The following is a 24,108-nucleotide window of genomic DNA, read 5'->3' on the forward strand; positions in this document are numbered from 1 at the left end:
GGGTGCCCGCACCGGCGTGCCGTCAACCATCAGGGTGACAGGAGCTTCTTCTGCACCTTGCCCATCGCGTTGCGCGGCAACGACTCCACGAACCGGACCTCGCGCGGGCGCTTGTGCGGGGACAGCAGCGCCGCCACGTGGTCGATCAGCTCCTTCGGCTCCGGCGCCTCCCCCGCGGCGACCACGAAGGCGACGATCCGCTCACCGAGGTCCTCGTCCGGCGCCCCGATCACCGCGACCTCGGCCACCGCGGCGTGCTCCAGCAGGGCGTTCTCGATCTCGCCGGCGCCGATCTTGTAGCCGCCGGACTTGATGAGGTCCGTGGCCTGCCGGCCGACCAGCGCGAGCAGCCCGGACTCCGTCCAGCGGCCGATGTCGCCGGTGCGGAACCAGCCGTCCGCCGTCGCCGCGGCGGCCGTGGCCTCGGGCAGGTCGAGGTAGCCGGAGAACAGCTGCGGCCCGCGGACCTCGACGGAGCCGAGCCCGTCCCCGTCGGGCACCGGGACGAGCCGGACCTCGGTGTTCGCAAGCGGCCGCCCGACCGTCCCCACCTCGGGTTCCTCGTCCGCCCGCGCGGCGGTGAGGATGAGGGTCTCGGTGAGCCCGTAGCGCTCGCGGACGGCGAGCCCGGTCGTCTTCTCGATGCGCGCATGGTCGACGGCGGTGAGCGCGGCCGAGCCGGAGATCAGGAGCCGGGCCTGCCCGACGGCGCGGCCCGCCTCGGCGTCGGCCTCGAAGTCCGCGGCCAGGCGGTGGTAGTGCGTCGGCACCCCGAAGACCATGGTCGCGCCGCCGGTGACCGCCGCGGCCAGCCGTGCGCCGTCGATCCCGCCGAGGTGCAGCAGCGAGCCGCCGCGGCGCAGCGGGCCGATCGTGCCCAGCACCAGACCATGCACGTGGAAGATCGGCAGCGCGTGCGTGAGCCGGTCCGCGCCCGTCCACGCCCACGCGTCCGCGAGCGCGTCGAGGTCCGCGGCCAGCGCACCGCGCGAGAGCACCGCGCCCTTGGGCGGCCCGGTCGTCCCCGAGGTGTAGACGACCAGGGCCGGCGCCGCGTCGTCCGGCTCGGCCGGAAATCCTTGCGGCACAGGACGATCCGTGACATCGACGTCGAGACGCGGCAGCCCGCCGATCTCCGCCGGCAGGTCGGTCCCCGGTGCCGCGAGCACCACCTCCGGGCCCGAGTTGGCGACGATGTGCGCCAGCTCCTTGGAACCCGCCTTCGGGTTCACCGGCACGACCGGCACCCCCGCCATCAGCCCGGCGACGATCCCGGTGGCGGCGGCGAGCGTCGGCTGCGCCCACACCGCCACCCGGGTGCGCCCGGCGATCCGTGCGCCCAGGTCCGCCGCCAGGGCGGCGAGCTCGCGATAGGTCACCGCACCGTCGGGGAACTCCAGCGCGGGGGCGTCGGTCGGCGAGTGGAGGGCGGGCAGCAGCATTCAGAGCACCTTGCCGGGGTTGAGGATGTCGTCGGGGTCGAGTGCGGACTTGATCGCCTTCTGCAGCGCCAGCGATCCGGGATCGAGCTCGCGGCGCATGCCCGCGCGCTTGAGCAGCCCCACGCCGTGCTCGCCGGTCACGGTGCCGCCCAGCTCGATGGCGGCGTCGACGATGTCGTCGAAGGCCCGTTGCGCGCGCTCGCGGGCGGCGTCGTCGCCCTGCGGCACCATGATCAACGGGTGCAGGTTGCCGTCGCCGACGTGCGCGACGTTGGCGACGAGGGTGTCGCGGCGCGCCGCGATCTCCTGGATCCGGCCGAGCATCTCGGCGACCCTGGTGCGCGGCACGCACACGTCCTCGGTGAGCAGGGCGTCGCCGCGCTGCTCGAAGGCCGGGTAGGCGAGCCGGCGGGCGTCGAACAGCGCGTCCGCCTCGACGGGATCGGTGGACATCAGGGTGTCCCTGGCGCCGTGGGCCTCGAAGGCGGCGAGGATCCCCCGCGCCTCGATCTCCGCGGCGGGCTCGGGCAGGTCCGTCTGGGCCAGCAGCAACGCGGCCGCGTCCTCGGGCAGCCCGGCGTTGCGCCACTCGTTCACCGCGTGCAGGCAGTGGTGGTCCACCAGCTCGAAGATCGACGGCTGCAGGCCGGCGGCCGTCACGGCGGCGACCGCGGCCCCGCAGTCCGTGAGCGTGTCGAAGAAGCCGACGACGGTGCGCGGCGGGGTCGTGCGCAGGGGCCGCAGCCGCACGGTGATCTCCGTGATCACGGCCAGGGTGCCCTCGGAGCCGACCATCAGCGCCGCCAGGTCGTACCCGGTGACCCCCTTGGCGGTCCGCCGTCCGACCCGGACGATCTCCCCCGCCGCCGTCACGATCTCCAGCGCGAGCACGTAGTCCTTGGTCACGCCGTACTTCACGCAGCACAGGCCGCCGGCGTTGGTCGCGACGTTGCCGCCGATCGTCGACCACGGCGCGCTCGCCGGGTCCGGCGGGTACCAGAGGTCCTGCGCGGCGGCCGCCGCGCGCAGGTCGTCGTTCACCACCCCGGGCTGGACGACGGCGAGCCGCTCCCCGCCGTCGATCTCCAGGATCTCGCGCATGCGCTCCAGCGACAGCACGATCCCACCGTCGACGGCGTTCGCGCCACCGGAGAGCCCCGTCCCCGCCCCGCGCGGCACCACCGGGACCCGGTGCCGGGCCGAGGCTCGCACCACCGCCGCGACCTCGGCGGTCGACCGCGGCCGGACGACGGCGAGCGGCGATCCGTGCTCGGCCCACTCCGCCTCGTCGTGGAAGTAGGGACGGGCGGTGTCGGCGTCGGTCAGCACCCGGTCCGCCGGGAGCGCCGCCGCCAGCTCCGCCAGGAGCGCCCGCCCCGCGTCGTCCGGCTCCGCCATGCGTACCGCGGAGGTGCGGTCCCAGCCGAACGGCCGCGCCGCCGTCGGTGTCTCGCTCATGGGTCGACGGTAGCGCCCCGCTCGCTCGTGACGAGCCTCCGGGACACCTCGCGGCCGAGGAGCGTGCCGGAACGCCAGGCGGTCTCGATCCGCGAGCTGCCCCAGCCGTCGCCGGCCAGCCCGATGCCGTCCGCACCCAGGTGGAAGGCGACGTCGCGGTCCAGCTCCGGGGCGGCGTAGCGCCAGCGGTGGGCCGCGGTCCACAGCGGCGCGTCCTCCAGGCCGAGCAGCTCGCGCACGGCCGCCACGACCTGCGGGATCGCCGCGTCCGGGTCGCCGTCGTGGGCGCGGGCGACCTCGGGGGTCGTGTGCGCCACCAGGACCGGGACGCCGTCGCCGCGGCGGACCCCGTCGTCCGCGAGCAGGGTGAGCACCGGATGGTCGTTGACGAAGGCCGCGGACAGCTCCGGCCAGGCGCGGCGCGGGTAGCCCGCGGCGACGGTCAGCACCGGCCGCCACGGCCGCCCGGACGTGAGCGCGACGGCCCCCAGGCCGGGCGCCAGCACGCGCAGCGCCTGCGGGTCCGGCATCGCGAGGACGACGACGTCCGCGGGCTCGCCGTCGACCGTCGGCCCGGCGCCGACTCGCGTGACCTCGTGGTCGAGCCGCACGTCCAGCCCCTCGGCGAGCGCCGCGACCAGGCTCCGCAGCCCGCCCGGGGCGGCCCAGCGCATCGGGCCGGGCGAGCGGGTGCGTTCGCCCTTGCCGAGCACCGCGAGCTCGGCGGTCCAGGGCCGGGCCAGCCCCGCGGACCGCCACCCGGCCACGACCTCGGCGAACTCCGGGTCCCGCACGGTGAAGTACGCGGCGCCCATGTCGACGGGCCGCCCCGCGTGCTTGCTGCTGGCCATCCGCCCGCCCACCGAGTGGGCCCGGTCGAACACGGTCACGGGCAGCCCGGCGCGCGCGACCTCCCGGGCGCACGCCACGCCCGACAGCCCCGCCCCGACCACCACGACGCCCATGACCCGCGCAGCCTAGAACCGCCACACCCGAACCGCCGAACCCCCTCCCGCGAGTCGGCACTTCTCGCAGGCCGAAACACACGTCCACGACGTCGTGAACGTGTGTCTCGGGCTACCGAAAGTGCCGACTCGCGGGGGTCAGTAGCGGTTCTCGGCGGCGTCCTCGGCGAGCATCGCGTCGATGTCCGCGGCGGGGACGTCCAGGGACCTCATCGCCTTGGCCATGGCGCCCTGGCTGGGCACCGCCTTCGGGTCCGGCCAGGACTCCGGCTCCCACAGCCCCGCGCGCAGGAAGGCCTTGGCGCAGTGCAGGAACAGCTCCTCGACGGTGACGACGACCGCGAGCGCCGGCCGGGTGCCCTGCACCTCGAGCCGGTCGAACCACGGCGCGTCCCGCACGATCCGGGCGGTCCCGTTGACCCGCACCGTGTCCGGCCGCCCCGGGATCACGAACAGGAGCCCGACGTGCGGGTTCTCGAGGATGTTGCGGATCCCGTCGAGCCGCCGGTTGCCCCGGCGGTCCGCGATCACCAGGGTGTGCTCGTCGAGCACCAGGACGCTGCCCGCGGGGTCGCCGCGGGGTGTGACGTCGCAGGTGCCGTCCGGCGCCGACGTGGCCAGGAGCACGAACGGGGAGGCCTCGACGAACGTCCGGGCGGACTCGTCGATGCACCCGATGTCCTTCTCCCACAGCGACACGTGCGGCTCGGGGACGAGCTCGCGCAGCTCCTCCAGGGTGCGGACGACGTCCACGGCTACCTCGCAATTGCCTGCGCCAGCTGGGGCGCGATCAGGTCCGCCGCGTACGGCAGGCTCAGCGGGCTGGAGAAGCCGAGGGCACCGGCGAACGGGGTCTCGAACCCACCGGGGTAGATCACGTGCCGGGCCTTGGTGGCCTTCATGTTCGCGAACACCGGATCGGCCGTGAACTGCTGCTCGGTCTGCCCCATCGCGACCACGACGTCCTTGTCGATCGGCTCGAGGTTCTCCGGGGACAGTGCCGCGGACGTCGGGACGGGCACGAAGCCGAGCCCGGCGAAGAGCTGGGTGCGCAGGTCGTCGGCACCGATCGAGTAGAGGCCCTGGATCGGGAAGACCATCGACATCGACCTGCCGGCGAAGGCCGCGTTGGCGTCCTTCACCGCCTTGATCTTCGACTCCGCCTCGCCGATGACCTGTTCGGCCCGGTCGGAGCGGCCCAGCGCCTTGCCGGTGATCCGGGTCTGGTCCTGCCAGGTCGCGGCCGCGCCCTTGCCGCCGTCCGTGGGCGGGGCGATGGTCGGGGCGATCCCGCTGAGCCGGTCGTAGGTCGCCTTGTCGATGAACGAGTAGACGCCGAGGATCAGGTCCGGGCGCAGGGCCGCGACCTGCTCGATCGACAGGTCGCTGCCGGACAGGACCTGCGGCTGCTGCCCCTGCTTGGCGGCGGTCGCCCAGGGCCGGTTCTGCCAGTCGAAGTCGCCGATGACCTGGCGTTCCCCGACCGGGACGACACCGAGCGCGAGCGGGAAGTCGCCCTCGTTGTACCCGATGGTCACCACGCGCTTCGGCTCGGCCGGGATCGTGGTCTGCCCGTAGGCGTGGGTGATGCTGACGGGGAAGGCGGTCGTCGAGGCGCCCGGCGAGGGCGCTGCGGGGGCCGCGGTGGACGGCGCCTGGGAGGCCGCGGAGCAGCCCGCGAGGGCAACCAGCGTCACGGCCAGTGCGGGGAGCAACCGGCGAAAGTTCATGGAGACGTCCCGGGTCGAGGGTTAGGGTTGCCTCACCTTGTCACTCGGCCGCTGTTCGGGCAAACCGGGATGAATTACTCACCTCTCGGTGAGGCGCTCCAGCCGCTCCCGCCACCACGCGGCCCGGTCCGGACCCGCCGCGACCTCGGCCCGGCGCACCGGCTCGGGGGCCGTGCGCAGCACCGGGAGCGCCCCGTCCCGCGGGATCAGCCGCTCGTCCTCGGCCACGACGTCCGTGGTGAAGAGCCGTCCGGTACCCAGCCCGCAGGCATAGTCCAGCTCCGGGAGCGCCGCCGCCAGCGCGATCTCCGCCGCCAGCCCCACGCTCGACTCCAGCGCCGAGGACACCACGCAGGGCAGGCCCACCGCCTCCGCGACCCGCAGCGCGCGGCGCACCCCGCCCAGCGGCAGGCACTTGAGGATCGCGACGTCGGCGGCGTCCGCGACCGGCACCGCCAGCGGATCGACGGCGCGCCGGATGACCTCGTCCGCGGCGATCCGGACGTCGACCCGCCGCCGCACCGCGGCGAGCTCCTCCAGCGCCGCGCAGGGTTGCTCGACGTACTGCAGCCCACCGGCCGCGGCGTCGAGCGCGCGGATCTCCCGGACGGCGGTGTCGACGTCCCACGCGGTGTTGGCGTCGACCCGCACGAACCCGGACGGTCCCAGGGCGTCCCGGACGGCGGCGACCCGCTCCCGGTCCTCCCCTGCCGAGCCGGGATGGTCGGCGACCTTGACCTTCGCCGTCGCGCATCCGCTGGCGCGCACCATGTCCGCCGCGGTCGAGGGCGCCACGGCCGGGACGATGCAGTTGACCGGCACGCTGTCCCGCCGGGGCTCCGGCCAGCCGTCGAACGCCGCCTCCCGGGCCGCGGCCAGCCAGGTCGCGGCCTCCCGGTCGTCGTACTCGGGGAAGGGGCAGAACTCGCCCCAGCCCGCGGGCCCGCGGAACAGCAGGCCCTCGCGGGTGGTGATCCCGCGGAACCGGGTGGTCAGCGGGATCGAGTAGACGGCGACCTCGTCCATGCCGCGCAGGCTAACGGGCGGTGCGGTCCGGGTCGTCGGCGCGCGGTCCGGCGTCGTCACCGGCGGGTCGTGGGATCGCGGCGTCGACGAGGACGGCGGCGATGGCGGCGGCCGTGGGGAAGGCGTCGGCGTCGAGGACCCGGGTGCGGGCGGCGGCGCCGTCGAGGAGCAACGCCAGCTGCTCGCCGAGCCCCTCGGGATCGGTGGCGCCGGCCTCGCGGGCGGCCCCGGCGAACCGCACGGCGACGGCCCTCTTGTAGTCGCGTGCGTAGCGGGACGCCGGGTGGTCCGGGTCGTGGATCTCGACGGCCGCCGCGATGTACGGGCACATGGGCGGGGTGTCGCCCGACCCGGCCGCGGGCACCTCGAAGGCGGCGAGGAGCCGTTCGCGGGGCGTGAGGTCGGCGCGGTCGAACACCCCGGGCATGACGTCGGGATCGAAGCGGCGCAGGTACTCGGCGACCAGCTCGTCCTTCGTGGTGAAGTGCTGGTAGGCCGTCCGCTTCGACACCTGGGCCACCTCGCAGAGCTGGTCCATGCCGGTGCGGTGGATGCCCTGGTCGCGGAACAGCTGCAGGGACGCGCCGAGGATGCGCTCACGGGCGCCCCGGCCGCGCCGCCGGCCCTGGGGCCCCTTCTCCAGCTCCGTCACACCGCCAGCGTAGCGCGAGCGGGTAACGCTCGGTGTACATAGCTTGCGGCCCGGCGATCCCGTCGCTACGTTAAGAACACAGATCGGTTTACTTAAGACTCTCGACGGTGGGGCTCGTGGCCGGCGGCGGTCCGAGCGGAACCCGGCAAGAAGGAGCACATCCGCCTTGAGCAACATCAGCATCATCGGCACGGGGAACATGGCCCGCACCCTCGGCACGCTCGCGGTGGCGGGCGGCGACACCGTCGAGATCATGGGCCGGGACCGGTCGAGGGCGGCCGATCTGGCCGAGGCGATCGGCGCCTCGACCGGGGAGTGGGGCGCCGTGCCCGCCGGCGACATCGTCGTCCTGGCCCTGTTGGCGGAGGGGGTCGTCCCGGCCGTCACCCGGTACGGAGAGGCTCTCGCGGGGAAGGTCCTCGTCGACATCAGCAATCCGTTCACCGCCGCGGCCGACGGGCTGACCCACGGGGAGGAGACGTCCGTCGCGGAGCAGGTCGCCGCGGCCGCCCCGGAGGGTGCCCGGGTGGTCAAGGCGTTCAACACGATCTTCCGGCACGTCCTGGAGAGCGGCAGGCCGGACGTCTTCCTCGCCGGCGACGACGCGCAGGCCAAGGCGGGCGTCGAGGCCTTCGTGACCGGCATCGGCCTGCGGCCGTTCGACGTCGGCGGCCTGCGGATGGCGTACTGGCTGGAGGGAGCGGGCGTGCTCACGATGGGTCTCGCCCGCAACGGCGTGGGGCACTGGGACTTCGCCCTGGGCGTGACCGCGCTCCCGGCCGGGCCGAGCTAGGCGATCAGCTCGTGGTGCCCCGGGTCGATCCGGCGGGTGCGCCGGCGGAAGGCGACGGTGTAGCCGGGCCAGAGAGTGCGGTTACGACCCTGCTCGTCGAGGTACCAGCTGGCGCAGCCGCCCGTGGCCCAGACCGCGCGCGAGAGCCGGCGCTGGAGGTCGGCGTTGAACTCCGCCTGGGACTCCGCGCGGGTGTCGATCGCGAGCGCGCGCTCGGCGTCGACCGTCCGCATCGCGTCGATCATGTAGTTCACCTGGGACTCGACCATGAACACCATCGAGCTGTGCCCCAACCCGGTGTTCGGGCCGACGATCAGGAACAGGTTCGGGAAGCCCGCCACCGTGGTGCCGAGCAGCGCCTCGGGACCGTCCGCCCACGCGTCGGCCAGCTTGCGGCCGTCCCGCCCGGTGACGGTCATGGATGCCATGCCGTCGGCGACCCTGAAGCCGGTGCCGAAGACGATCACGTCCGCGGGATGCTCCACGCCGTCCGCGGTGACCACGCCGCCCTCGGTGACGCGCGAGATCGCGGCGGTCTCCACCGCCACGTTGTCCCGGCGCAGGGCGGGGTAGTAGTCGTTGGACATCAGGATTCGCTTGCAGCCCATGGTGAACGCGGGCGTGACCTTCCTCCGCAGCTCCGCGTCGCCCGCGAACGCCTTCCGCAGGTAGGCGAGCCCGAGCCGCTGCACCCCCTTCATGATCACCGGATGCAGGAAGCCCGCGACCAGGGCCTCGTGCCGCCAGTAGAGCGAGAACCGTTGCAGCCGCTGGAGAACCGGGAAGCGACGGAACAGGCGGCGCCGGCTCTCGGGGATGGGCCGGTCGGGCTTGGGCAACACCCAGGGCGCGGTGCGCTGGAACAGCGTGAGCGCCTCGACGTCCGGGGCGATCGCGGGCACGAACTGGATCGCGCTGGCCCCGGTGCCGATCACGGCGACCCGCTTGCCCGTCAGGTCCTCGTCGTGGTCCCACTGCGCTGAGTGGAAGGCCTTGCCGCGGAAGGAGTCCAGGCCCTCGATCTCCGGGACGGCCGGCTCGTGCAGCGCACCCGTGCCGAACACGACGTACCGCGCGCGCAGCGTCTCGCCCTCGGCGGTGCGGACCTCCCAGGCCCGCCCGTCCCACTCGGCGCCGGTGACCGTGACCCCGAAGCGGATCCGATCGCGCAGCCGGTAGCGGTCCGCCGTGGCCTCCAGGTAGGCGCGGATCTCCGGCTGGCGGGCGAAGGTACGGGTCCAGTCCGGGTTGGCGAAGAAGGAGAAGGAGTAGAGGTGGGACTCGACGTCGCAGGCGCAGCCCGGATACACGTTGTCCCGCCAGGTGCCGCCGAGCGAGTCGCCCTTCTCCAGGAGCAGGAAGTCCCGGCGGCCGGCCTCGTCGAGCTCCACGGCCGCGCCGAGGCCCGCGAACCCGCTGCCGACGATGATCGTGTCCAGCATCTCGCTCCCCTCCGGAAGTGTTACCGCTGGTAACGTTACCACGGGTAACCTCGTCGCGGGTAGGCTCGGCGCATGGAGACGGCAGCGCCACGCAAGCGCGTCTCCCGGGCCGAGCGCGAGCGCCAGATCCTCGAGGCCGCGATCGCCGTCTTCTCCGAACGCGGGTACGCCGCCGCGTCGATGGACGCCGTCGCCGAGCGCGTCGGCGTCACCAAACCGGTGGTGTACACGCACTACGGCTCGAAGGAAGGCCTGCTGCTGGCCTGCGTGTCGTGGATCCGCAGCGCGCTGCTGGAGGCCACCGCGACGGCGGCGTCGTCCACGGACGATCCCGAGGAGATGCTGCGCCGCGGCACGCTCGCGTTCTTCCGGTTCCTCGACGAGCGCTCGTCGACCTTCGCGCTGCTCTTCCACGAGACGGCGATCGCCGAGGAGGCGGTCGAGGCGATCCGGGCGCAGCAGACGGACTTCATCGCCGGGCTGCTCGCCGCCGCCGACCCCGCCGCCGATCCGGTCCGGCTCCAGGGCTGGGCGCAGGTGATCGTGGGGGCGTGCGAGCGGCTGGGCTACTGGCGCAAGCAGGACTCGCGGATCACGGCCGAGCAGGCCACCGAGTACCTGATGGACCTCGCCTGGCGCGGCCTGGCGAACCGCTGAGACCGCGCGACATTCGCGTTATGGATCCATAACGCGCTCGGGGCGGCCGCGAAATCGCGTTGTGGTTCCATAACGCGCGATGACGACGACCGCCCCCCGCCTCCTGCAGGTCCTGCGCCGCACCGCGGTGACCCCGAAGATGATCCGGGTGACCCTCGGCGGCGCGGAGCTCGCCGGCTTCCCCGGCACCGGCCCGGACCGGCGGATCAAGATGTTCTTCCCGGTCGAGGGCCAGGACCGGCCGGCCGTACCGCGGGCGAGCACGGGCGGCCCCGTCTGGCCCGCCGGCGAGGCCCGGCCGACGATCCGCACGTACACGGTGCGGCGCTTCGATCCACAGGCCGGCGAGTTGGACGTCGACTTCGTGGTGCACTCCGGCTACGGCCCCGCCGCGGCCTGGGCGCTGGAGGCCGAGCCGGGCTCGTGGGTGGGCGTCTCGGAGCCCGGCGGCCGCTGGGAGCCGGATCCCGCCGCGACGTTCCACCTGGTCATCGGCGACGAGTCCGCACTCCCGGCCGTCGCCACGGTGCTGGAGGCGGTCCCGGCCGGGGTCCCCGCCCACGCGGTCCTCGAGGTCGCCGACGCCACGGAGGAACAGGACCTCCCCGGCGACGCCCGCGTCACCTGGGTCCACCGCGGCGACGCCCCTCCCGGGGATCCCCTCGTCGCGGCGGTCAAGGCCGTCGGTCTCCCGGACGGGAGGGGCCAGGCGTGGCTCGCCGGCGAGTCCGCCGCCGTCAAGGAGATCCGCACCCACCTGCTCACGGAACGCACGTTCGACCGCCGCGCCGTGTACGCGACCGGCTACTGGCGGGCCCGCTGACCCCCTGAGCGCTCCTGCCCCTGGGGAGATCGTCACTCCCGACCGGGGTCGACCTGCACGTTCTCGCCGATCGGCGTGACGCGCACCTGGCGGCCGACGACGGCGGGTCCGGCCGGCGAGCCGGTGCCCTCCGGGAAGAGGCTCAGCGTGCGGGTGCTGGCGGCGTCCCCGGCGGGGGTGCAGCCGGCGAGGCGGCGGCCGTCCGCGGTGCGGCCGACGAGGAATCCCTGCCGGGGCAGGCCGTCCCGGTCGTACTCCACCGTGGCGGCCTCGACCGTCACCAGGTGCTCGCCCCGAGGGCACGGTGCCGGCCCCGGTTCGGCGACGTCGTGGGGTTCCGGATCGCCGACGTAGCCGTCGACGTGCGGCTCCGCGGCCAGAACGAGCGCGTGCTGGTGGGTGAGGTAGCCGCCGTTGGCATGGACGAGGGCGGTGCGCGGACCCGCCCGGATCCGCGCGGCACAGGCGGCGATCGCGTGCAGCGAGTAGCTCGACAGCGGCCCGCCGTACGCCGAGTGCCCACCCGTCGCGCCGGCCAGGCCCGCCACGTCCCGGCCCAGGTAGCGGGCCGCGAGCCGGGGGACGACCGGGAAGCACGAGTACAGGTCGACGACATCGATCTCGTCGGCGGTCAGGCCGGCGGAGGCGAGCGTGCGGTCGAACACGGAGCAGAGCGCCGGTGAGCCCGCGAGGGTCGCGCGGGCGAGCACGTCGGCGGCGTCCGTGGCACCGGCGCCGCCCCACACGTGCACCATCGCCGACTCCGGGATCCCGCGCTCGCGCGCCAGCCCCCGGGAGACGACGAGCACCGCCGCGGCCTGGTCCACCAGCGGCATCGCGTTGACGGCGAGCGGATAGGGCTCGCAGACCATCCGGTTCCCGGGCCCGACGTCGAGGATCTCGGCGACGGTCCGCTCCGCCGGGTTCCACGCGGTCGCCTGCGTGCTCGCGACCCGGCTCAGCGCGGCGAAGACCTCCGCGCCGCGGCTCATCGTCTCTGCCGGTGTCTCGCCGACGGCGTGCCCGTGCGCGAGGTCGACGAGCGGGTAGACCCGCGTCGGGAGCACCAGCCCGGCGGCCTGCATGGCCGGGCTGCCCAGGTCGTCCGGCCCGAAGCGGGCCGTGCCGCCGGGCTCCGCGGTCCAGCCGAGGTCCCCGCCCGGCTCGACGCCCGCCCGTTCCACCATGGTCACCGACGCCGACGCCTCGGCCCCCGCGACCAGCTCGATCCTCGTCTCCCCCGCCGCGATCCGGGCCGCGGCCGCGTCGACCAGGGCGGCCGGCCAGTGCCCGCCGACCGGCGCGGAGAACCGCCGCCGCGGCTCGGCGGCGAGCCGCTCGGCGAGCAGCGCGGGCAGGTCGTCGTAGGCCCAGCTGGCGGTGTGCGCGACGGAGATCGAGTCCAGCTCGCGGAGCAGCCGGACGCCGGGCTCGCCGGCGTCCGCCGCGGCGGCCTGCACGGCGTCGGCGGCCAGCCGCAGCGGCTCGCGCGCGCCGGCCACCGTGCGGTCCCGGTTCCCCAGGACGCGGCCCACGCCGACCAGGACCGGCGATCTGTCGTCGTGCACGCGCGGACGGTAGTACAGCGGGGGCATCGAAGATCGGCGGGGATGAGCGGCGGGGCCGTCAGGTGGCGGTGGCCTGGGCGGATACGGTCGAGCGGCTCCCGGTGCCCGACCCGGTCGCCCCGGAGCCGGTGGCTCCGGAGCCGCCGGTGCCACAGGCCGCCAGCACACCGGCGAGCAGCAGGCCGGAACCGGCGAGGGCCGGCCTGCGCAGGATGCGGTTCATGGGGGTTCCTTCCGGCTCGGGGTGAGGTGAAGGGGAGGTGAGGTCCGCGACCGACGCCCACCGTGTCGGCGTCCGATGTCCGCGAGCTGTGCGCGCGCCGTGGCGCCCGTGTGCCCTCGACGCACAGCCGACGCACAGGAAGCACTCAGAGCGGGCACAGCGCGCCGGGGCAGGCTTCCCTACCATGACCGAGGTGAGCGAGCAGTCCGCACCGCTGCGCCGGGCCGACGGCAGCCCGGTCCGGGTCCTCGTCGTCGACGACGAGGCGACCCTGTCCGACCTGCTGTCGATGGCGCTGCGCTACGAGGGCTGGGAGGTCCGCAGCGCGGGCGACGGCCTGTCGGCGGTCCGCACCGCGCGCGAGTTCAAGCCGGACGCCGTCGTCCTCGACATCATGCTGCCGGACCTGGACGGCCTGGAGGTGTTGCGCCGCATGCGCGCCGACGCCTCCGAGGTGCCCGTCCTGTTCCTCACCGCGAAGGACTCCGTGGAGGACCGGGTCGCGGGGCTGACCGCGGGCGGGGACGACTACGTCACCAAGCCGTTCAGCCTCGAGGAGCTGGTCGCGCGGCTGCGGGGGCTCCTGCGCCGGGCCGGGATGACGGCCGCGCGGCAGGGCTCCGAGCTCGTCGTCGGCGATCTGGTGCTCGACGAGGACAGCCACGAGGTCCGCCGCGCCGACGCCGACATCGAGCTCACCGCCACCGAGTTCGAGCTGCTCCGCTTCCTCATGCGCAACCCCAAGCGGGTGCTGTCGAAGGCGCAGATCCTGGACCGCGTGTGGCACTACGACTTCGGTGGCCAGTCCAACGTGGTCGAGCTGTACGTCTCCTACCTGCGCAAGAAGATCGACGCCGGGCGCTCGCCGATGATCCACACCGTGCGGGGAGCCGGGTACGTCCTCAAGCCCGCCGGCGGGCCATGATGGTGGTATGGCCGCCGGACGCGTGACGGACCGGGCGCGGACCCTGCGCGCCCGGCTCGTCGTCACCGTGCTCCTGCTGTTCGCGCTGGCCTGCGCGGTGATCGGGGTGGCGACGACGATCGCGCTCCGCTCGTTCCTCTACAACCGGCTCGACCAGGACGTGACGTCCGCGGCGGGCCGGTTCGCCCTGTCCCGCACGTTCAACCCCGGTGGGCCCGGCGGCCGGGAGGACGACTTCCTCGGGCCCGCCCAGAAGCCCCGCACGCTCGGCGTGGTGTTGCGCGACGGGGTGGTCCAGCAGGCGGCGGTCACGGACCGGCGGGGCTCGTCGGCGGCCGTGCCCGCCGCGGACGTCGCGGCGCTGGAGAAGCTGCGCCCGGGTGCACCGCCGCAGACCGTCTCGCTCTCGCTGGGCGAGTACAGGTCGTTCGCGTTCACGGGGCCCGACGGGGACGTCCTGGTGCTCGGCCAGCCCGCCGAGGAGGCCCAGGGCATCGTCGACGGCCTGGTGATCATCGAGCTGATCGTCATCGGCGTCGCGCTCGGCGGGGCGGCACTGGCGGCGACCGTCGTGGTGCGGCGCGAGCTCCGGCCGCTGGAGGAGGTCGCCGGGATCGCCGCGGCCGTGAGTGCCCTGCCGCTGGACCGCGGCGAGGTCGAGCTCGCCACCCGGGTGCCCTCGCCCGACCCGCGGACCGAGGTCGGGCAGGTCGGTGTCGCGCTCAACCGCATGCTGGACAACGTCGAGGGCGCGCTGGAGGCCCGTCAGGACAGCGAGACCCGGCTGCGCCAGTTCGTCGCGGACGCCAGCCACGAGCTGCGCACCCCGCTCGCCGCGATCCGGGGCTACGCCGAGCTGACCCGCCGCGACGGCGCCGCCTTGCCCGAGGGGACCGCGCACGCGCTCCACCGGATCTCCTCGCAGGCCGAGCGGATGAGCACGCTCGTCGAGGACCTGCTGCTCCTCGCCCGTCTCGACGCCGGCCGCCCGCTCGAACGCGCGCCTGTCGACCTCACCCGCCTGGTGCTCGACGCCGTCGGCGACGCCCACGTGGCCGGCCCCGGCCACCGCTGGCAGCTCGACCTGCCGGACGAGCCCGTCACGGTCCCGGGCGACCCCTCGCGCCTCACCCAGGTCCTCACGAACCTGCTGGCCAACGCCCGTACCCACACCCCGGCGGGCACCGAGGTCACCATCGGCCTGCGCGAGGCCGACGGCGTCGCGGAGCTCCGGGTCACCGACACGGGCCCCGGCATCCCGGCCGAGCTCCAGCCCCACGTCTTCGAGCGGTTCGCCCGCGGCGCGACGGGCCGGGCGCGGGCGGGCAACGACACCGCGAGCACCGGCCTGGGCCTGGCGATCGTGCACGCCGTGGTGGTCGCGCACGGCGGCACCGTGCAGCTGGTGAGCGGCCCCGGCCACACGCAGTTCACGGTCGCCCTCCCCCTGGCACACACTCCGGCGACCGTCCCCGCCTGAGCCGCACCCGGGTGGCCCGCGTGGCACGTGGGCGCCCCGAGCGTCCCCGGGCCGACCCACGCCCCGGCTGCTCGGGTGTCGTGGGCACCGTCCCTCCGGCCGCTCACAGGTCGCACACAGGTCCGGCACCGGGTCGGCACAGCGTGCTGCCCGAGTGTTCGGCAGCGTGACCAGCACCCTCACCGCACGCCCGGCCGATCCGCACGTCCCCGAGGATCCCCCGCGCCGGATCGGTCGGATCACCGAGCGGGCATCGCTCGCCGTGCTGCTCGCCGGGACCGCGGTCCTCTACCTGTGGAACCTCTCCGCCTCGGGCTGGGCCAACGCCTTCTACTCCGCCGCCGCACAGGCCGGCGGCACGGACTGGAAGGCCTGGTTCTTCGGCTCCTCCGACGCGGCGAACTCGATCACCGTGGACAAGACCCCGGCGGCGCTGTGGATCGACGGGCTCTCGGTCCGGATCTTCGGGCTCAACAGCTGGGCGGTGCTCGTCCCACAGGCACTGATCGGCGTCGCCTCGGTCTGGCTGCTGTACGTCACGGTCCGCCGGACCTCGGGGCACGCGGCCGGCCTGCTCGCCGGCGCCGTCCTCGCCCTGACCCCCGTGGCCGCCCTGATCTTCCGCTTCAACAACCCGGACGCCCTGCTGGTCCTGCTGCTCGTCGCCGCCGTCTGGGCGACGCTGCGGGGCCTGGAGAACGGCCGCGGCCGCTGGCTCGTGCTCGCCGGGGTGTTCCTCGGCCTCGGCTTCCTCACGAAGATGCTGCAGGCCTTCCTGATCGTCCCCCCGCTGGCCGTGATCTGGCTGGTGGCGGCACCGACGGGGATCGGGCGGCGGATCCGCGACGTGCTGGCGGCCGGTGTGGCGATGGTCGTCGCCGCGGGCTGGTGGGTGCTGGTGGTGGAGCTGTGGCCGGCCTCGTCGCGGCCCTACATCGGCGGTTCGCAGAACAACTCCGTGCTCGAACTGGTGTTGGGCTACAACGGTTTCGGCCGCATCACCGGTGACGAGACCGGCAGCGTCGGCGGCGGTGCCGGCGGCGGCTGGGGGCAGACGGGCATCACCCGCCTGTTCGGGTCGGAGATGGGCGGCGAGGCGTCCTGGCTGCTGCCCGCGGCCCTGATCCTGCTGGTCGGGCTGTTGTGGGTGACGTGGCGGCGCCCGCGCACCGACGCCCTGCGCGCCGCGACGGTCGTCTGGGGCGGCTGGCTGCTGATCACCGGACTGCTGTTCAGCTACATGGCCGGGATCATCCACCCGTACTACACGGTCGCCCTCGCCCCGGCGATCGGCGCGCTGGCCGGGATCGGCGCCGTCGAGATGTGGCGGGTGCGGTCCACAACCGCGGCGCGGGTGTACCTGGGGCTGGCGGTCGCGGCGAGCGCCGTCTGGGCCGCGGTGCTGCTGAACGGCTGGCACGCCTGGCTGCAGTGGACCGTGCTCGGCGTCGGGTTCGTGGCGGCGGGTGGGCTGCTCGGGGTGCACAGGCTGCCCCGGCTGCTGTCCGCGGGTGTGGTGACGGCGGCGGTGCTGGCATCCCTGGGCGGTACGGCCGCGTGGTCGGTCGCCACCGCGGCCGAGGCCCACACCGGCGCGATCCCGAGCGCGGGACCGGCGGGCGCCGGGCGCGGCGGGTTCGGCGGCGGGCCCGGCCGCGGCGGCTTCCCCGGCGGGACGGCGGGCGGCGGGTTCACCCGCGGCGCACAGGGCTTCGGCGGCACCGCAACGACCCCGAACGGCCTCGGCCAGAACGGTTCCGGCGCCGGCGGCTCGACCGCGGGCGGCACCGGCGGCTCGGCAACGGGCGGCACGGGTGGTTCGGCAACGGGCGGTGCAGGAGGCTCGGTGACCGGGGGCTCGGCGACGGGCGGGACCGGTGCGACCGGGCCGGGCACGACCGGGCAGGGCACCGGCGGGTTCGGCCGCGGCGGGCCGGGCGGCGGCATGGGTGGGATCGGTGGCCTCCTCGGTACCTCCACCCCGTCCGCCCAGGTCACGGCCCTCCTGAAGGAGGACGCGGCGAAGTACACGTGGGTCGCGGCGGCCGTCGGCTCCAACACCGCGGCGGGCTACCAGCTCGCGGCCGATGCCCCGGTGATGGCGGTCGGCGGTTTCAACGGCACCGATCCCTCCCCCACGCTCGTGCAGTTCCAGCAGGACGTCGCCGAGGGGAAGATCCACTGGTTCGTCGGCGGCGCCGGCGCGGACCGGGGCGGCAGCGACACCGGCGGCAGCGACGAGGCCGCCCGGATCGCCCAGTGGGTCCAGTCGACGTTCACCGCGACGACCGTCGACGGCGTGACCCTCTACGACCTCGCCTCCGGGACGACCGCGTGAGCGAGACCGACCCCGTCCGGCGTGCCCCGGGCGGGTCCGGGCCGGACTCCGGCGGCACGGCCGTCGAGCCCGCGGAGGGCCGCGACGTGAGCCGGCCGACACCCGACCGGGACGGCCCCACAGCCACCGCACAGGTCGACCACAAGACGGCGACAGCCCGCCCCGCGACCGTGATCGGTATGAGCCCCGTGCCCACGAACTCCGCGACCGCCACGCTCGCCCCCGGGGCGGGCGGCGGGCGCCACGAGCGCCCCGTGCTCGACATCGTCGTGCCGGTCCACAACGAGGAGGCCGATCTCGAGTCGTCGGTCCGCCGCCTGCGGGCGCACCTGCGCGAGACGTTCCCCTACTCGTTCCGGATCACCGTGGCGGACAACGCCTCCGTCGACGCCACCCCCGAGATCGGCCGCCGGCTCGCCGCCGAGCTGCCCGAGGTGCGGCTCGTCCGGCTCGAGCAGAAGGGGCGCGGCCGGGCGCTGCACACCGTGTGGTCCGCGTCCGACGCCCACGTCCTCGCCTACTGCGACGTCGACCTCTCGACGGACCTCAACGCCGTCCTCCCGCTCGTCGCCCCGCTGATCTCCGGGCACTCGGACCTCGCGATCGGGACCCGGCTCGGCCGGGGCTCGCGGGTGGTGCGCGGGGCCAAGCGCGAGTTCATCTCCCGCTGCTACAACCTGATCCTGCGCAGCACCCTCGCCGCCGGGTTCTCCGACGCGCAGTGCGGCTTCAAGGCGATCCGCGCCGACGTCGCCCGCCGGCTGCTCCCCCTGGTCGAGGACACCGGCTGGTTCTTCGACACCGAGCTCCTCGTCCTCGCCGAGCGGGCCGGCCTGCGGATCCACGAGGTGCCGGTCGACTGGGTCGACGACCCGAACTCCACGGTGGACATCGTCGCGACGGCCACCGCGGACCTCAAGGGCGTCTGGCGCGTCGGTCGCGCCCTCGCCTCCGGGGGGCTGCCGATCGCCGAGGTCCGCGCGCAGCTCGGCCGCGCGCCGCTGCAGGCGGACGTCGCCGGCGTCCCCACGGGGCTGCCGACCCAGCTGGTCCGGTTCGCCGCCATCGGGATCGCCAGCACGCTCGCGAACCTCCTGCTGTTCCTGCTGTTCCGCACGGTCATGGGCCCGATCGCGGCCAACATCGTCGCGCTGCTGCTCACCACGATCGCCAACACCGCGGCCAACCGCCGGCTCACCTTCGGCGTCCGCGGGCGCGACGGCGCGGCCAAGCACCAGTTCCAGGGCCTCATCGTGTTCGGCCTCGGGCTCGGCCTGACGACGGGTGCGCTCGCGCTGCTCGGCGTCCTCGTGCCCGGCGCGCACCCGAGCCTGGAGGTGGTCACGATCGTGGTCGCCAACCTGGTCGCGACCGTCCTGCGCTTCCTGTTGTTCCGCGCCTGGGTGTTCCGCGGCCGGGCGGCCGCGGTCACCCCCGTCCCCGACGTCCCCACCCGTCTCGCCGCCTGAAAGGCCCACGGTGACCACCACTCTCGACACCGGAACCGTGCACGGTTCCGGCCCGCTCCCCGCCGACTCACCGCCACGGGCCCCGCGCTGGCACCGGCCGGCGCTCGCCCTGTTGCTGGTCGGGACGGCCGCCGCCTACCTCCAGAACCTGGCCGCCTCGGGCTTCGCGAACTCCTTCTACGCCGCCGCCGTGCAGGCGGGGACGCAGAGCTGGACCGCGCTCTTCTTCGGCTCGCTGGACCCCGGCAACGCGATCACGGTGGACAAACCGCCGGCGTCGCTGTGGGTCATGGCGCTGTCCGGTCGGATCTTCGGGTTCGGCTCCTGGAGCATGCTGGTGCCGCAGGCGTTGATGATGGTGGCGTCGGTGGCGCTGCTGTACGCGGCGGTCAAGCGGGTCGCCGGGCCGGGTGCCGGGCTGCTCGCCGGGACCGTGCTCGCCCTGACTCCCGTTGCGGCCCTGATGTTCCGCTTCAACAACCCGGACGCCCTGCTGGTGCTCCTCATGGTCGCCGCCGCCTACGCGACGACCCGGGCGATCGAGAAGGCGAAGGCGCGCTGGCTGCTGCTGGCGGGGCTGCTCCTGGGCTTCGCGTTCCTCACGAAGATGCTGCAGGGGTTCCTCGTCCTGCCCGGGCTCGCGCTCGCGTACCTGTGGGCAGCGCCGACGACCGTCGGCAAGCGGATCCGCGATCTCCTGGGCGCCGGCGTGGCGGTGGTGGTCGGCGCGGGCTGGTGGCTGTTGGCGGTCGCCCTGTGGCCGGCGGACTCCCGGCCGTACATCGGCGGCTCGACGAACAACACGCCGCTCGAGCTGGCCTTCGGCTACAACGGCCTCGGCCGGATCTTCGGGGGCGACGGCAACGGCGGGGGCGGCGGCCGGGGCGGGTTCGGCGGCGGTGAGGCCCTCGGTGGTACGGCGGCCGGTGCGGCCGGTGGTGCCGGCTTCCCCGGCGCGACCGGCACCGCGGGGGACGCAGCCGGTCTCCCCGGCGGGGGCGGCGGTCCGGGCGGGGGCATGTTCGGTGGTGAGACCGGGCTCGGCCGGCTGTTCACCTCGTCGTTCGGCACCCAGATCTCCTGGCTGCTGCCCGCGGCGCTGATCCTGATGGTCGTCGGGTTCGTGCTGACCCGGCGCCTGGCGCGGACCGACACCGTGCGGGCCGGGCTGCTGTTGTGGGGCGGCTGGACCGTCGTCACCGCGCTGGTGTTCAGCTTCATGAGCGGGACCATCCACCCCTACTACACGGTCGCCCTTGCTCCCGGGATCGCCGCGCTCGTCGCGATCGGCGGCCGTGAGGCCTGGAAGGCCCGCGACACCTGGCTCGGCCGGATCACCCTGGCCGGCACCTCGATCGTGACGGTCGTGTGGGCCTTCGTGATGCTCGGCTGGTCGCCGGAGTTCCTCCCGTGGCTGCGCTGGGCGGTGCTCGTGGTCGGGGTGCTCGCCGGCCTCGCGTTCCTGGTGCCTGCCGGCCGGCGGCGCTGGGTGGCGGTCGCGGCCGGCGCGGCGGTCCTCTCGGGGATCGCCGCCCCGGCCGCCTCCGCCGCGGTCACCCTCGGGACGGCGCACACGGGCGCCATCCCCTCCGCGGGCCCCGCGGTCCAGGGCGGCGACGGCGGCTTCGGCGGGGCCGCCTTCCGCACAGGCGGCACAGGCGGCACAGGCCGCTTCGGCACCCGGGGGGGCCGGGACGACGGGACCGGACTCGGTGGAGCCGGTTCCGCCGAGGCCGGCGCTGCGCAGGGCGGCAGCGGCCTGACCGGCACGACGCAGGACGGCGACCAGGGCGGCACGACGGCAGACGGCGGGCAGAGCGGCACGACACCGGGCGGCGTCGGGCAGGGCGGCGTCGGGCAGGTGACCGGGCAGGGCAGCCGTGGTGAATTCGGCGGCGGGTTCGGTGGTCCCGGCGAGCAGTCCACGGATCCCGCCCTCGTGACGCTCCTGCAGAACGCCGGAGACATGCGCTGGGCCGCCGCGACCAGCGGCTCCCAGGGCGCGGCGTCCATGGAGCTGGCCTCGGGCGCGTCCGTCATGGCGATGGGTGGCTTCACCGGCTCCGACCCCTACCCGACGCTCCAGCAGTTCCAGGACTACGTGGCCGCCGGCGACATCCACTACTTCGTCAGCGGTGGCGCGGGCGGCGGTCCGGGCGGCCGCGGCGGGCTGAGCTCGGAGATCACCGGCTGGGTGGAGCAGCACTTCACGGCCCAGACCGTGGGCGGCGCCACCGTCTACGACCTGACCGCCCCGAAGAGCTGACTCCCGGCACCTGATCGCCCCCGGCGGTGCACGACAGCCATCCGCGGCCGTCGTGCACCGCTCCTGGCGATCACCCCGATCCATGATCACCGCAAGTGCGGAACATCGGCCGACGGTGGCCGGGATCCCGCACTCTCGGCGATCATCGCCCGGCCCGGTAGTCGCATCGGGGGCTGCAAGCTGGCGCCCGAGGCGGTTGGATGGGCCCGTGAGCGAGGACCGGACCGCTGATCTCGCCCGCTTCCTCGGGGGCGCCGCCACCGCCGTGCGCGACGGGGCGTCCACCGCCGTCGGCACCGGGCGGGCCCTCGTGGCCCTCGCGCGCTCCGGCGTCGTGCGGCCCCTGCGACCGGACCGGCTGGCCGGGATCGCGGCCGGGCTCGTCCGCTACCGGCTCTCGCTGGCCGGCGGCTACGCGGCGGGCGCGGCCCGGCATCCCGACCGCCCCGCGATCGTCGACGACGCGGGCACCCTCACCTACGCCGAGGTCCACGCCCGCACCGACGGCATCGCTCGCGGACTCGCCGGGCTCGGCGTCGAGCCCCGGACCCGCGTAGGGGTGTTGTGCCGCAACCATCGCGGTGCCATCGAGGCGATGGTCGCGGCCGGCAAGCTCGGCGCGGACGTCGTCCTCCTGAACACCGGGCTGCCCGCCGACCAGCTCGCCGAGATCGCGGACGAGCTGCGGCTGCACACGCTCGTCGTCGACGACGAGTTCGCCGACCTCGTGCCCGCGGGCCGCACCGTCGTCCCCTCCCGGACCGGGAAGGGCTCGCTCACCGAGCTCGCCGGCACGCCCGGCCCGGCCCCCGGCCGTCCCGCCCAGGAGGGCCGGATGATCGTCCTGACCTCGGGCACGACCGGCACCCCGAAGGGCGCCACCCGGCCGCCGATCTCGACCATCGCGCCCGCGGCGTCGATCCTCTCGGTCATCCCGTTGCGCGCCGGCGAACGCGTGCTGCTGGCCGCGCCGCTGTTCCACACCTGGGGCAACGCCGGGCTGCTCCTCGCCGTCCTGCACGGGGACACCGCCGTCCTGCGTCCGCGTTTCGATCCCGGCGACCTGCTCGACACCGTTGCGGCGCACCAGGTCCAGGTGATCATCGCGGTGCCGGTGATGATGCAGCGGCTGCACGAGACCAGCGAGCCGTGGCGGGACGGGCACCGGCCCCGGATCGTCGCGGTGAGCGGGTCGGCCCTTCCCGCGGGCCTCGCGGAGAAGTTCATGGACCGCTACGGCGACGTCCTCTACAACCTCTACGGCTCCACCGAGGTCTCCTGGGTGAGCATCGCCTCCCCCGCCGACCTCCGGGCCGCGCCGGGCACCGCCGGGCGGGCGCCGGTAGGCACGGTCCTGCGGATCCTCGACGACGAGGGCCGCGGCGTCCCGCCCGGCACGGACGGCCGCGTGTTCGTCGGCAACGACCTGCCGTTCGAGGGCTACACGCGGTCCGATGTGGACGTCGAGCGGCAGGACGGGCTGATCGGCACCGGTGACGTCGGACATCTGGACGACGCCGGCCGCCTCCACCTGACCGGCCGCGGCGACGACATGATCGTGTCGGGCGGGGAGAACGTGCACCCCGGACCCGTCGAGGAGCTGATCGCGGCGAGCGCGGCGGTCCGCGAGGTCGCGGTCGTCGGGGTGCCGGACGAGCAGTTCGGGCAGCGGCTCGCCGCGTACGTCGTGCGCGAGCCCGGCGCGACGCTCGACGAGGACGACGTCCGGGCGCTGGTGAAGGCGAAGGCGGCCCGGTTCGCGGTCCCCCGGGACGTCCATTTCCTGGACGAGCTGCCCCGCAACCCGACCGGGAAGGTACTCACCCGAGAGTTACCGGGTCGCGACTGAGTGCATCGTTCGAGGTCACCCGCCCGATTTAGGGCAGCCTAAGGTAGAGTCCCGTCATGGCCTCCGGGACGGACGCGCGCTGCACGGCCCTCGCGCGCGCCGCCGAGGAGCCGCTGCCCGGCACCGCTCCGGTCAGGTCCCGGCTGCTCCTGGTGGAGCACGTCGGGTCGTGGCCGCGCGCCGTCGACCGGCACCAGGACCCGGCGATCGCCGGCCTCGCCGACCGGGCCCGGGCCGCCGGGCGCAAGCTGCTGCTGATCCGCAGGCCGGGCCGTCGCCCCTCGTCGGAGGCGCCGCGCACCGTCTTCCTCGCCGACACCGGACCCGGCGAGTGCCGCGTCCGCCGGTTCGTGATCGACGGGCCGGACGAGCTCCCGGCCGTCCCGCTCGGCGACCCCCACGCGGGCGAGCGGATCGACCAGGCGCTGCTGATGGTGTGCACGCACGGCACGCGGGACCTGTGCTGCGCGGTCGAGGGCCGGTCGCTCGCGACCGCGGTCGTCGAGGCCGAACCGGAGCCGGACGTGGTGTGGGAGTGCTCACACCTCGGCGGCCATCGCTTCGCCCCGACCGCGCTGGTACTGCCCACCGGGTACCTCTACGGACGGCTGGACGTCGCCACGGCCGTCGCGGCCCGCAAGGCCGCGGCGCAGGGCGAGATGGAGCCCGGGCTCTGCCGCGGCCGGGCGGCCTGGGAGCCGGCCGGTCAGGTCGCCGAGCTCGCGGTGCGGGTCCGCACCGGCCTGCGGGACGCGGACGCCCTCACGATCGACCGGATCGACGAGGTCCGTCGTGGACGCGAGGTGCTCGTCCGCGGGCCCGAGGGCGCGGCCTGGGCGGTGCTCGTGGTCGAACGCCCCGGTCCTTCCCGCCCCCTGTCCTGCGGCGCGGCTCTCGAGCGCAGCGCCCCCCTCGTCGCCATGGCGGTCCGAGCGGTCGCCCACGCCTGACTCCCGTGAGTGGCGATGGTCGCCAGGGCGACTATCGCCACTCACGAGGGGT

At 74.8% G+C, this 24,108-nt stretch carries 20 protein-coding genes; 10 read left to right on the forward strand and 10 right to left on the reverse strand.

What is annotated here, in order from left to right; all coding sequences use genetic code 11:
* Window positions 1–29: 29 nt before the first annotated feature.
* The 7 genes from ABD324_RS23870 to ABD324_RS23900 all read right to left on the reverse strand — a co-directional run bounded on the left by ABD324_RS23870 (window position 30) and on the right by ABD324_RS23900 (window position 7,273).
* A complete protein-coding gene (locus ABD324_RS23870; RefSeq protein WP_344421175.1) occupies window positions 30–1,442 on the reverse strand; it encodes an AMP-binding protein in 1,413 nt (470 codons plus the stop codon).
* Window positions 1,443–2,840, reverse strand: a complete 1,398-nt coding sequence (locus tag ABD324_RS23875; RefSeq protein WP_344421840.1) for an FAD-binding oxidoreductase — start codon at window positions 2,838–2,840, stop codon at window positions 1,443–1,445.
* A 56-nt stretch (window positions 2,841–2,896) separates the two neighbouring features.
* On the reverse strand, window positions 2,897–3,865 hold the full coding sequence (locus ABD324_RS23880) for an NAD(P)/FAD-dependent oxidoreductase (protein ID WP_344421177.1): 969 nt from the start codon (window positions 3,863–3,865) through the stop codon (window positions 2,897–2,899).
* Between the two features lie 138 nt (window positions 3,866–4,003).
* Complete coding sequence (locus tag ABD324_RS23885; protein ID WP_344421179.1) at window positions 4,004–4,618, reverse strand: pyridoxamine 5'-phosphate oxidase family protein; 615 nt, start codon at window positions 4,616–4,618, stop codon at window positions 4,004–4,006.
* A 2-nt stretch (window positions 4,619–4,620) separates the two neighbouring features.
* Window positions 4,621–5,595, reverse strand: coding sequence for an ABC transporter substrate-binding protein (locus ABD324_RS23890; protein WP_344421182.1), 975 nt, complete (start codon window positions 5,593–5,595; stop codon window positions 4,621–4,623).
* Window positions 5,596–5,673: 78 nt separating this feature from the next.
* Window positions 5,674–6,621 (reverse strand): o-succinylbenzoate synthase, encoded by a 948-nt coding sequence (locus tag ABD324_RS23895; protein ID WP_344421186.1) that lies wholly within the window; start codon window positions 6,619–6,621, stop codon window positions 5,674–5,676.
* A gap of 10 nt (window positions 6,622–6,631) precedes the next feature.
* Window positions 6,632–7,273, reverse strand: a complete 642-nt coding sequence (locus tag ABD324_RS23900) for a TetR/AcrR family transcriptional regulator (RefSeq protein WP_344421189.1) — start codon at window positions 7,271–7,273, stop codon at window positions 6,632–6,634.
* A gap of 166 nt (window positions 7,274–7,439) precedes the next feature.
* Here ABD324_RS23900 and ABD324_RS23905 point away from each other — a divergent pair, with 166 nt between their 5' ends.
* A complete protein-coding gene (locus ABD324_RS23905; RefSeq protein WP_344421191.1) occupies window positions 7,440–8,066 on the forward strand; it encodes an NADPH-dependent F420 reductase in 627 nt (208 codons plus the stop codon).
* On the opposite strand, the gene ABD324_RS23910 is transcribed toward ABD324_RS23905, so the two are convergent.
* On the reverse strand, window positions 8,063–9,508 hold the full coding sequence (locus ABD324_RS23910; protein ID WP_344421194.1) for a flavin-containing monooxygenase: 1,446 nt from the start codon (window positions 9,506–9,508) through the stop codon (window positions 8,063–8,065). The two genes, ABD324_RS23905 and ABD324_RS23910, sit on opposite strands and share 4 nt — an antisense overlap.
* 72 nt (window positions 9,509–9,580) lie before the next feature.
* On the opposite strand from ABD324_RS23910, the gene ABD324_RS23915 reads away from it, so the two are divergent.
* The gene (locus ABD324_RS23915; protein WP_344421197.1) at window positions 9,581–10,165 is read left to right on the forward strand and encodes a TetR/AcrR family transcriptional regulator; all 585 of its coding nucleotides are present in this window, start codon (window positions 9,581–9,583) and stop codon (window positions 10,163–10,165) included.
* Window positions 10,166–10,244: 79 nt separating this feature from the next.
* Window positions 10,245–10,988 (forward strand): siderophore-interacting protein, encoded by a 744-nt coding sequence (locus ABD324_RS23920; protein WP_344421200.1) that lies wholly within the window; start codon window positions 10,245–10,247, stop codon window positions 10,986–10,988.
* A gap of 32 nt (window positions 10,989–11,020) precedes the next feature.
* On the opposite strand, the gene ABD324_RS23925 is transcribed toward ABD324_RS23920, so the two are convergent.
* Window positions 11,021–12,556, reverse strand: a complete 1,536-nt coding sequence (locus ABD324_RS23925; protein ID WP_344421203.1) for an acetyl-CoA acetyltransferase — start codon at window positions 12,554–12,556, stop codon at window positions 11,021–11,023.
* Window positions 12,557–12,614: 58 nt separating this feature from the next.
* Window positions 12,615–12,779, reverse strand: coding sequence for a hypothetical protein (locus ABD324_RS23930; RefSeq protein WP_344421206.1), 165 nt, complete (start codon window positions 12,777–12,779; stop codon window positions 12,615–12,617).
* Window positions 12,780–12,963: 184 nt separating this feature from the next.
* Between ABD324_RS23930 and ABD324_RS23935 the strand changes: the two genes are divergently transcribed.
* The 7 genes from ABD324_RS23935 (at window position 12,964) to ABD324_RS23965 (ending at window position 24,056) form a co-directional block, all read left to right on the forward strand.
* Entirely contained in the window at window positions 12,964–13,704 is a 741-nt protein-coding gene (locus tag ABD324_RS23935) for a response regulator transcription factor (protein ID WP_344421209.1), read from the forward strand.
* 7 nt (window positions 13,705–13,711) lie between these two features.
* Window positions 13,712–15,184 (forward strand): sensor histidine kinase, encoded by a 1,473-nt coding sequence (locus ABD324_RS23940; RefSeq protein WP_344421211.1) that lies wholly within the window; start codon window positions 13,712–13,714, stop codon window positions 15,182–15,184.
* Between the two features lie 166 nt (window positions 15,185–15,350).
* Complete coding sequence (locus ABD324_RS23945) at window positions 15,351–17,522, forward strand: glycosyltransferase family 39 protein (protein WP_425565890.1); 2,172 nt, start codon at window positions 15,351–15,353, stop codon at window positions 17,520–17,522.
* Between the two features lie 179 nt (window positions 17,523–17,701).
* Entirely contained in the window at window positions 17,702–18,991 is a 1,290-nt protein-coding gene (locus ABD324_RS23950; protein WP_425565896.1) for a bifunctional glycosyltransferase family 2/GtrA family protein, read from the forward strand.
* 10 nt (window positions 18,992–19,001) lie between these two features.
* A complete protein-coding gene (locus tag ABD324_RS23955; protein WP_425565891.1) occupies window positions 19,002–21,257 on the forward strand; it encodes an ArnT family glycosyltransferase in 2,256 nt (751 codons plus the stop codon).
* 208 nt (window positions 21,258–21,465) lie between these two features.
* Window positions 21,466–23,106, forward strand: coding sequence for an AMP-binding protein (locus tag ABD324_RS23960; RefSeq protein WP_344421217.1), 1,641 nt, complete (start codon window positions 21,466–21,468; stop codon window positions 23,104–23,106).
* A 56-nt stretch (window positions 23,107–23,162) separates the two neighbouring features.
* Entirely contained in the window at window positions 23,163–24,056 is an 894-nt protein-coding gene (locus ABD324_RS23965) for a ferredoxin family protein (protein ID WP_344421220.1), read from the forward strand.
* Window positions 24,057–24,108 lie beyond the last annotated feature (52 nt).

Origin of the sequence: Pseudonocardia ailaonensis, from assembly GCF_039531635.1 — a bacterium.
In the GTDB taxonomy this organism is placed as follows: domain Bacteria; phylum Actinomycetota; class Actinomycetes; order Mycobacteriales; family Pseudonocardiaceae; genus Pseudonocardia; species Pseudonocardia ailaonensis.

Bases quoted from the DNA above. Each gene is read 5' to 3' on its own strand.
- ABD324_RS23895 (WP_344421186.1), bottom strand. From the start codon at position 6,621: ATGGACGAGGTCGCCGTCTACTCGATCCCGCTGACCACCCGGTTCCGC.
- ABD324_RS23950 (WP_425565896.1), top strand. From the start codon at position 17,702: ATGAGCCCCGTGCCCACGAACTCCGCGACCGCCACGCTCGCCCCCGGG.
- ABD324_RS23935 (WP_344421209.1), top strand. From the start codon at position 12,964: ATGACCGAGGTGAGCGAGCAGTCCGCACCGCTGCGCCGGGCCGACGGC.
- ABD324_RS23880 (WP_344421177.1), bottom strand. From the start codon at position 3,865: ATGGGCGTCGTGGTGGTCGGGGCGGGGCTGTCGGGCGTGGCGTGCGCC.
- ABD324_RS23965 (WP_344421220.1), top strand. From the start codon at position 23,163: ATGGCCTCCGGGACGGACGCGCGCTGCACGGCCCTCGCGCGCGCCGCC.
- ABD324_RS23915 (WP_344421197.1), top strand. From the start codon at position 9,581: ATGGAGACGGCAGCGCCACGCAAGCGCGTCTCCCGGGCCGAGCGCGAG.
- ABD324_RS23910 (WP_344421194.1), bottom strand. From the start codon at position 9,508: ATGCTGGACACGATCATCGTCGGCAGCGGGTTCGCGGGCCTCGGCGCG.
- ABD324_RS23940 (WP_344421211.1), top strand. From the start codon at position 13,712: ATGGCCGCCGGACGCGTGACGGACCGGGCGCGGACCCTGCGCGCCCGG.
- ABD324_RS23920 (WP_344421200.1), top strand. From the start codon at position 10,245: ATGACGACGACCGCCCCCCGCCTCCTGCAGGTCCTGCGCCGCACCGCG.
- ABD324_RS23890 (WP_344421182.1), bottom strand. From the start codon at position 5,595: ATGAACTTTCGCCGGTTGCTCCCCGCACTGGCCGTGACGCTGGTTGCC.
- ABD324_RS23930 (WP_344421206.1), bottom strand. From the start codon at position 12,779: ATGAACCGCATCCTGCGCAGGCCGGCCCTCGCCGGTTCCGGCCTGCTG.
- ABD324_RS23875 (WP_344421840.1), bottom strand. From the start codon at position 2,840: ATGGCGGAGCCGGACGACGCGGGGCGGGCGCTCCTGGCGGAGCTGGCG.
- ABD324_RS23870 (WP_344421175.1), bottom strand. From the start codon at position 1,442: ATGCTGCTGCCCGCCCTCCACTCGCCGACCGACGCCCCCGCGCTGGAG.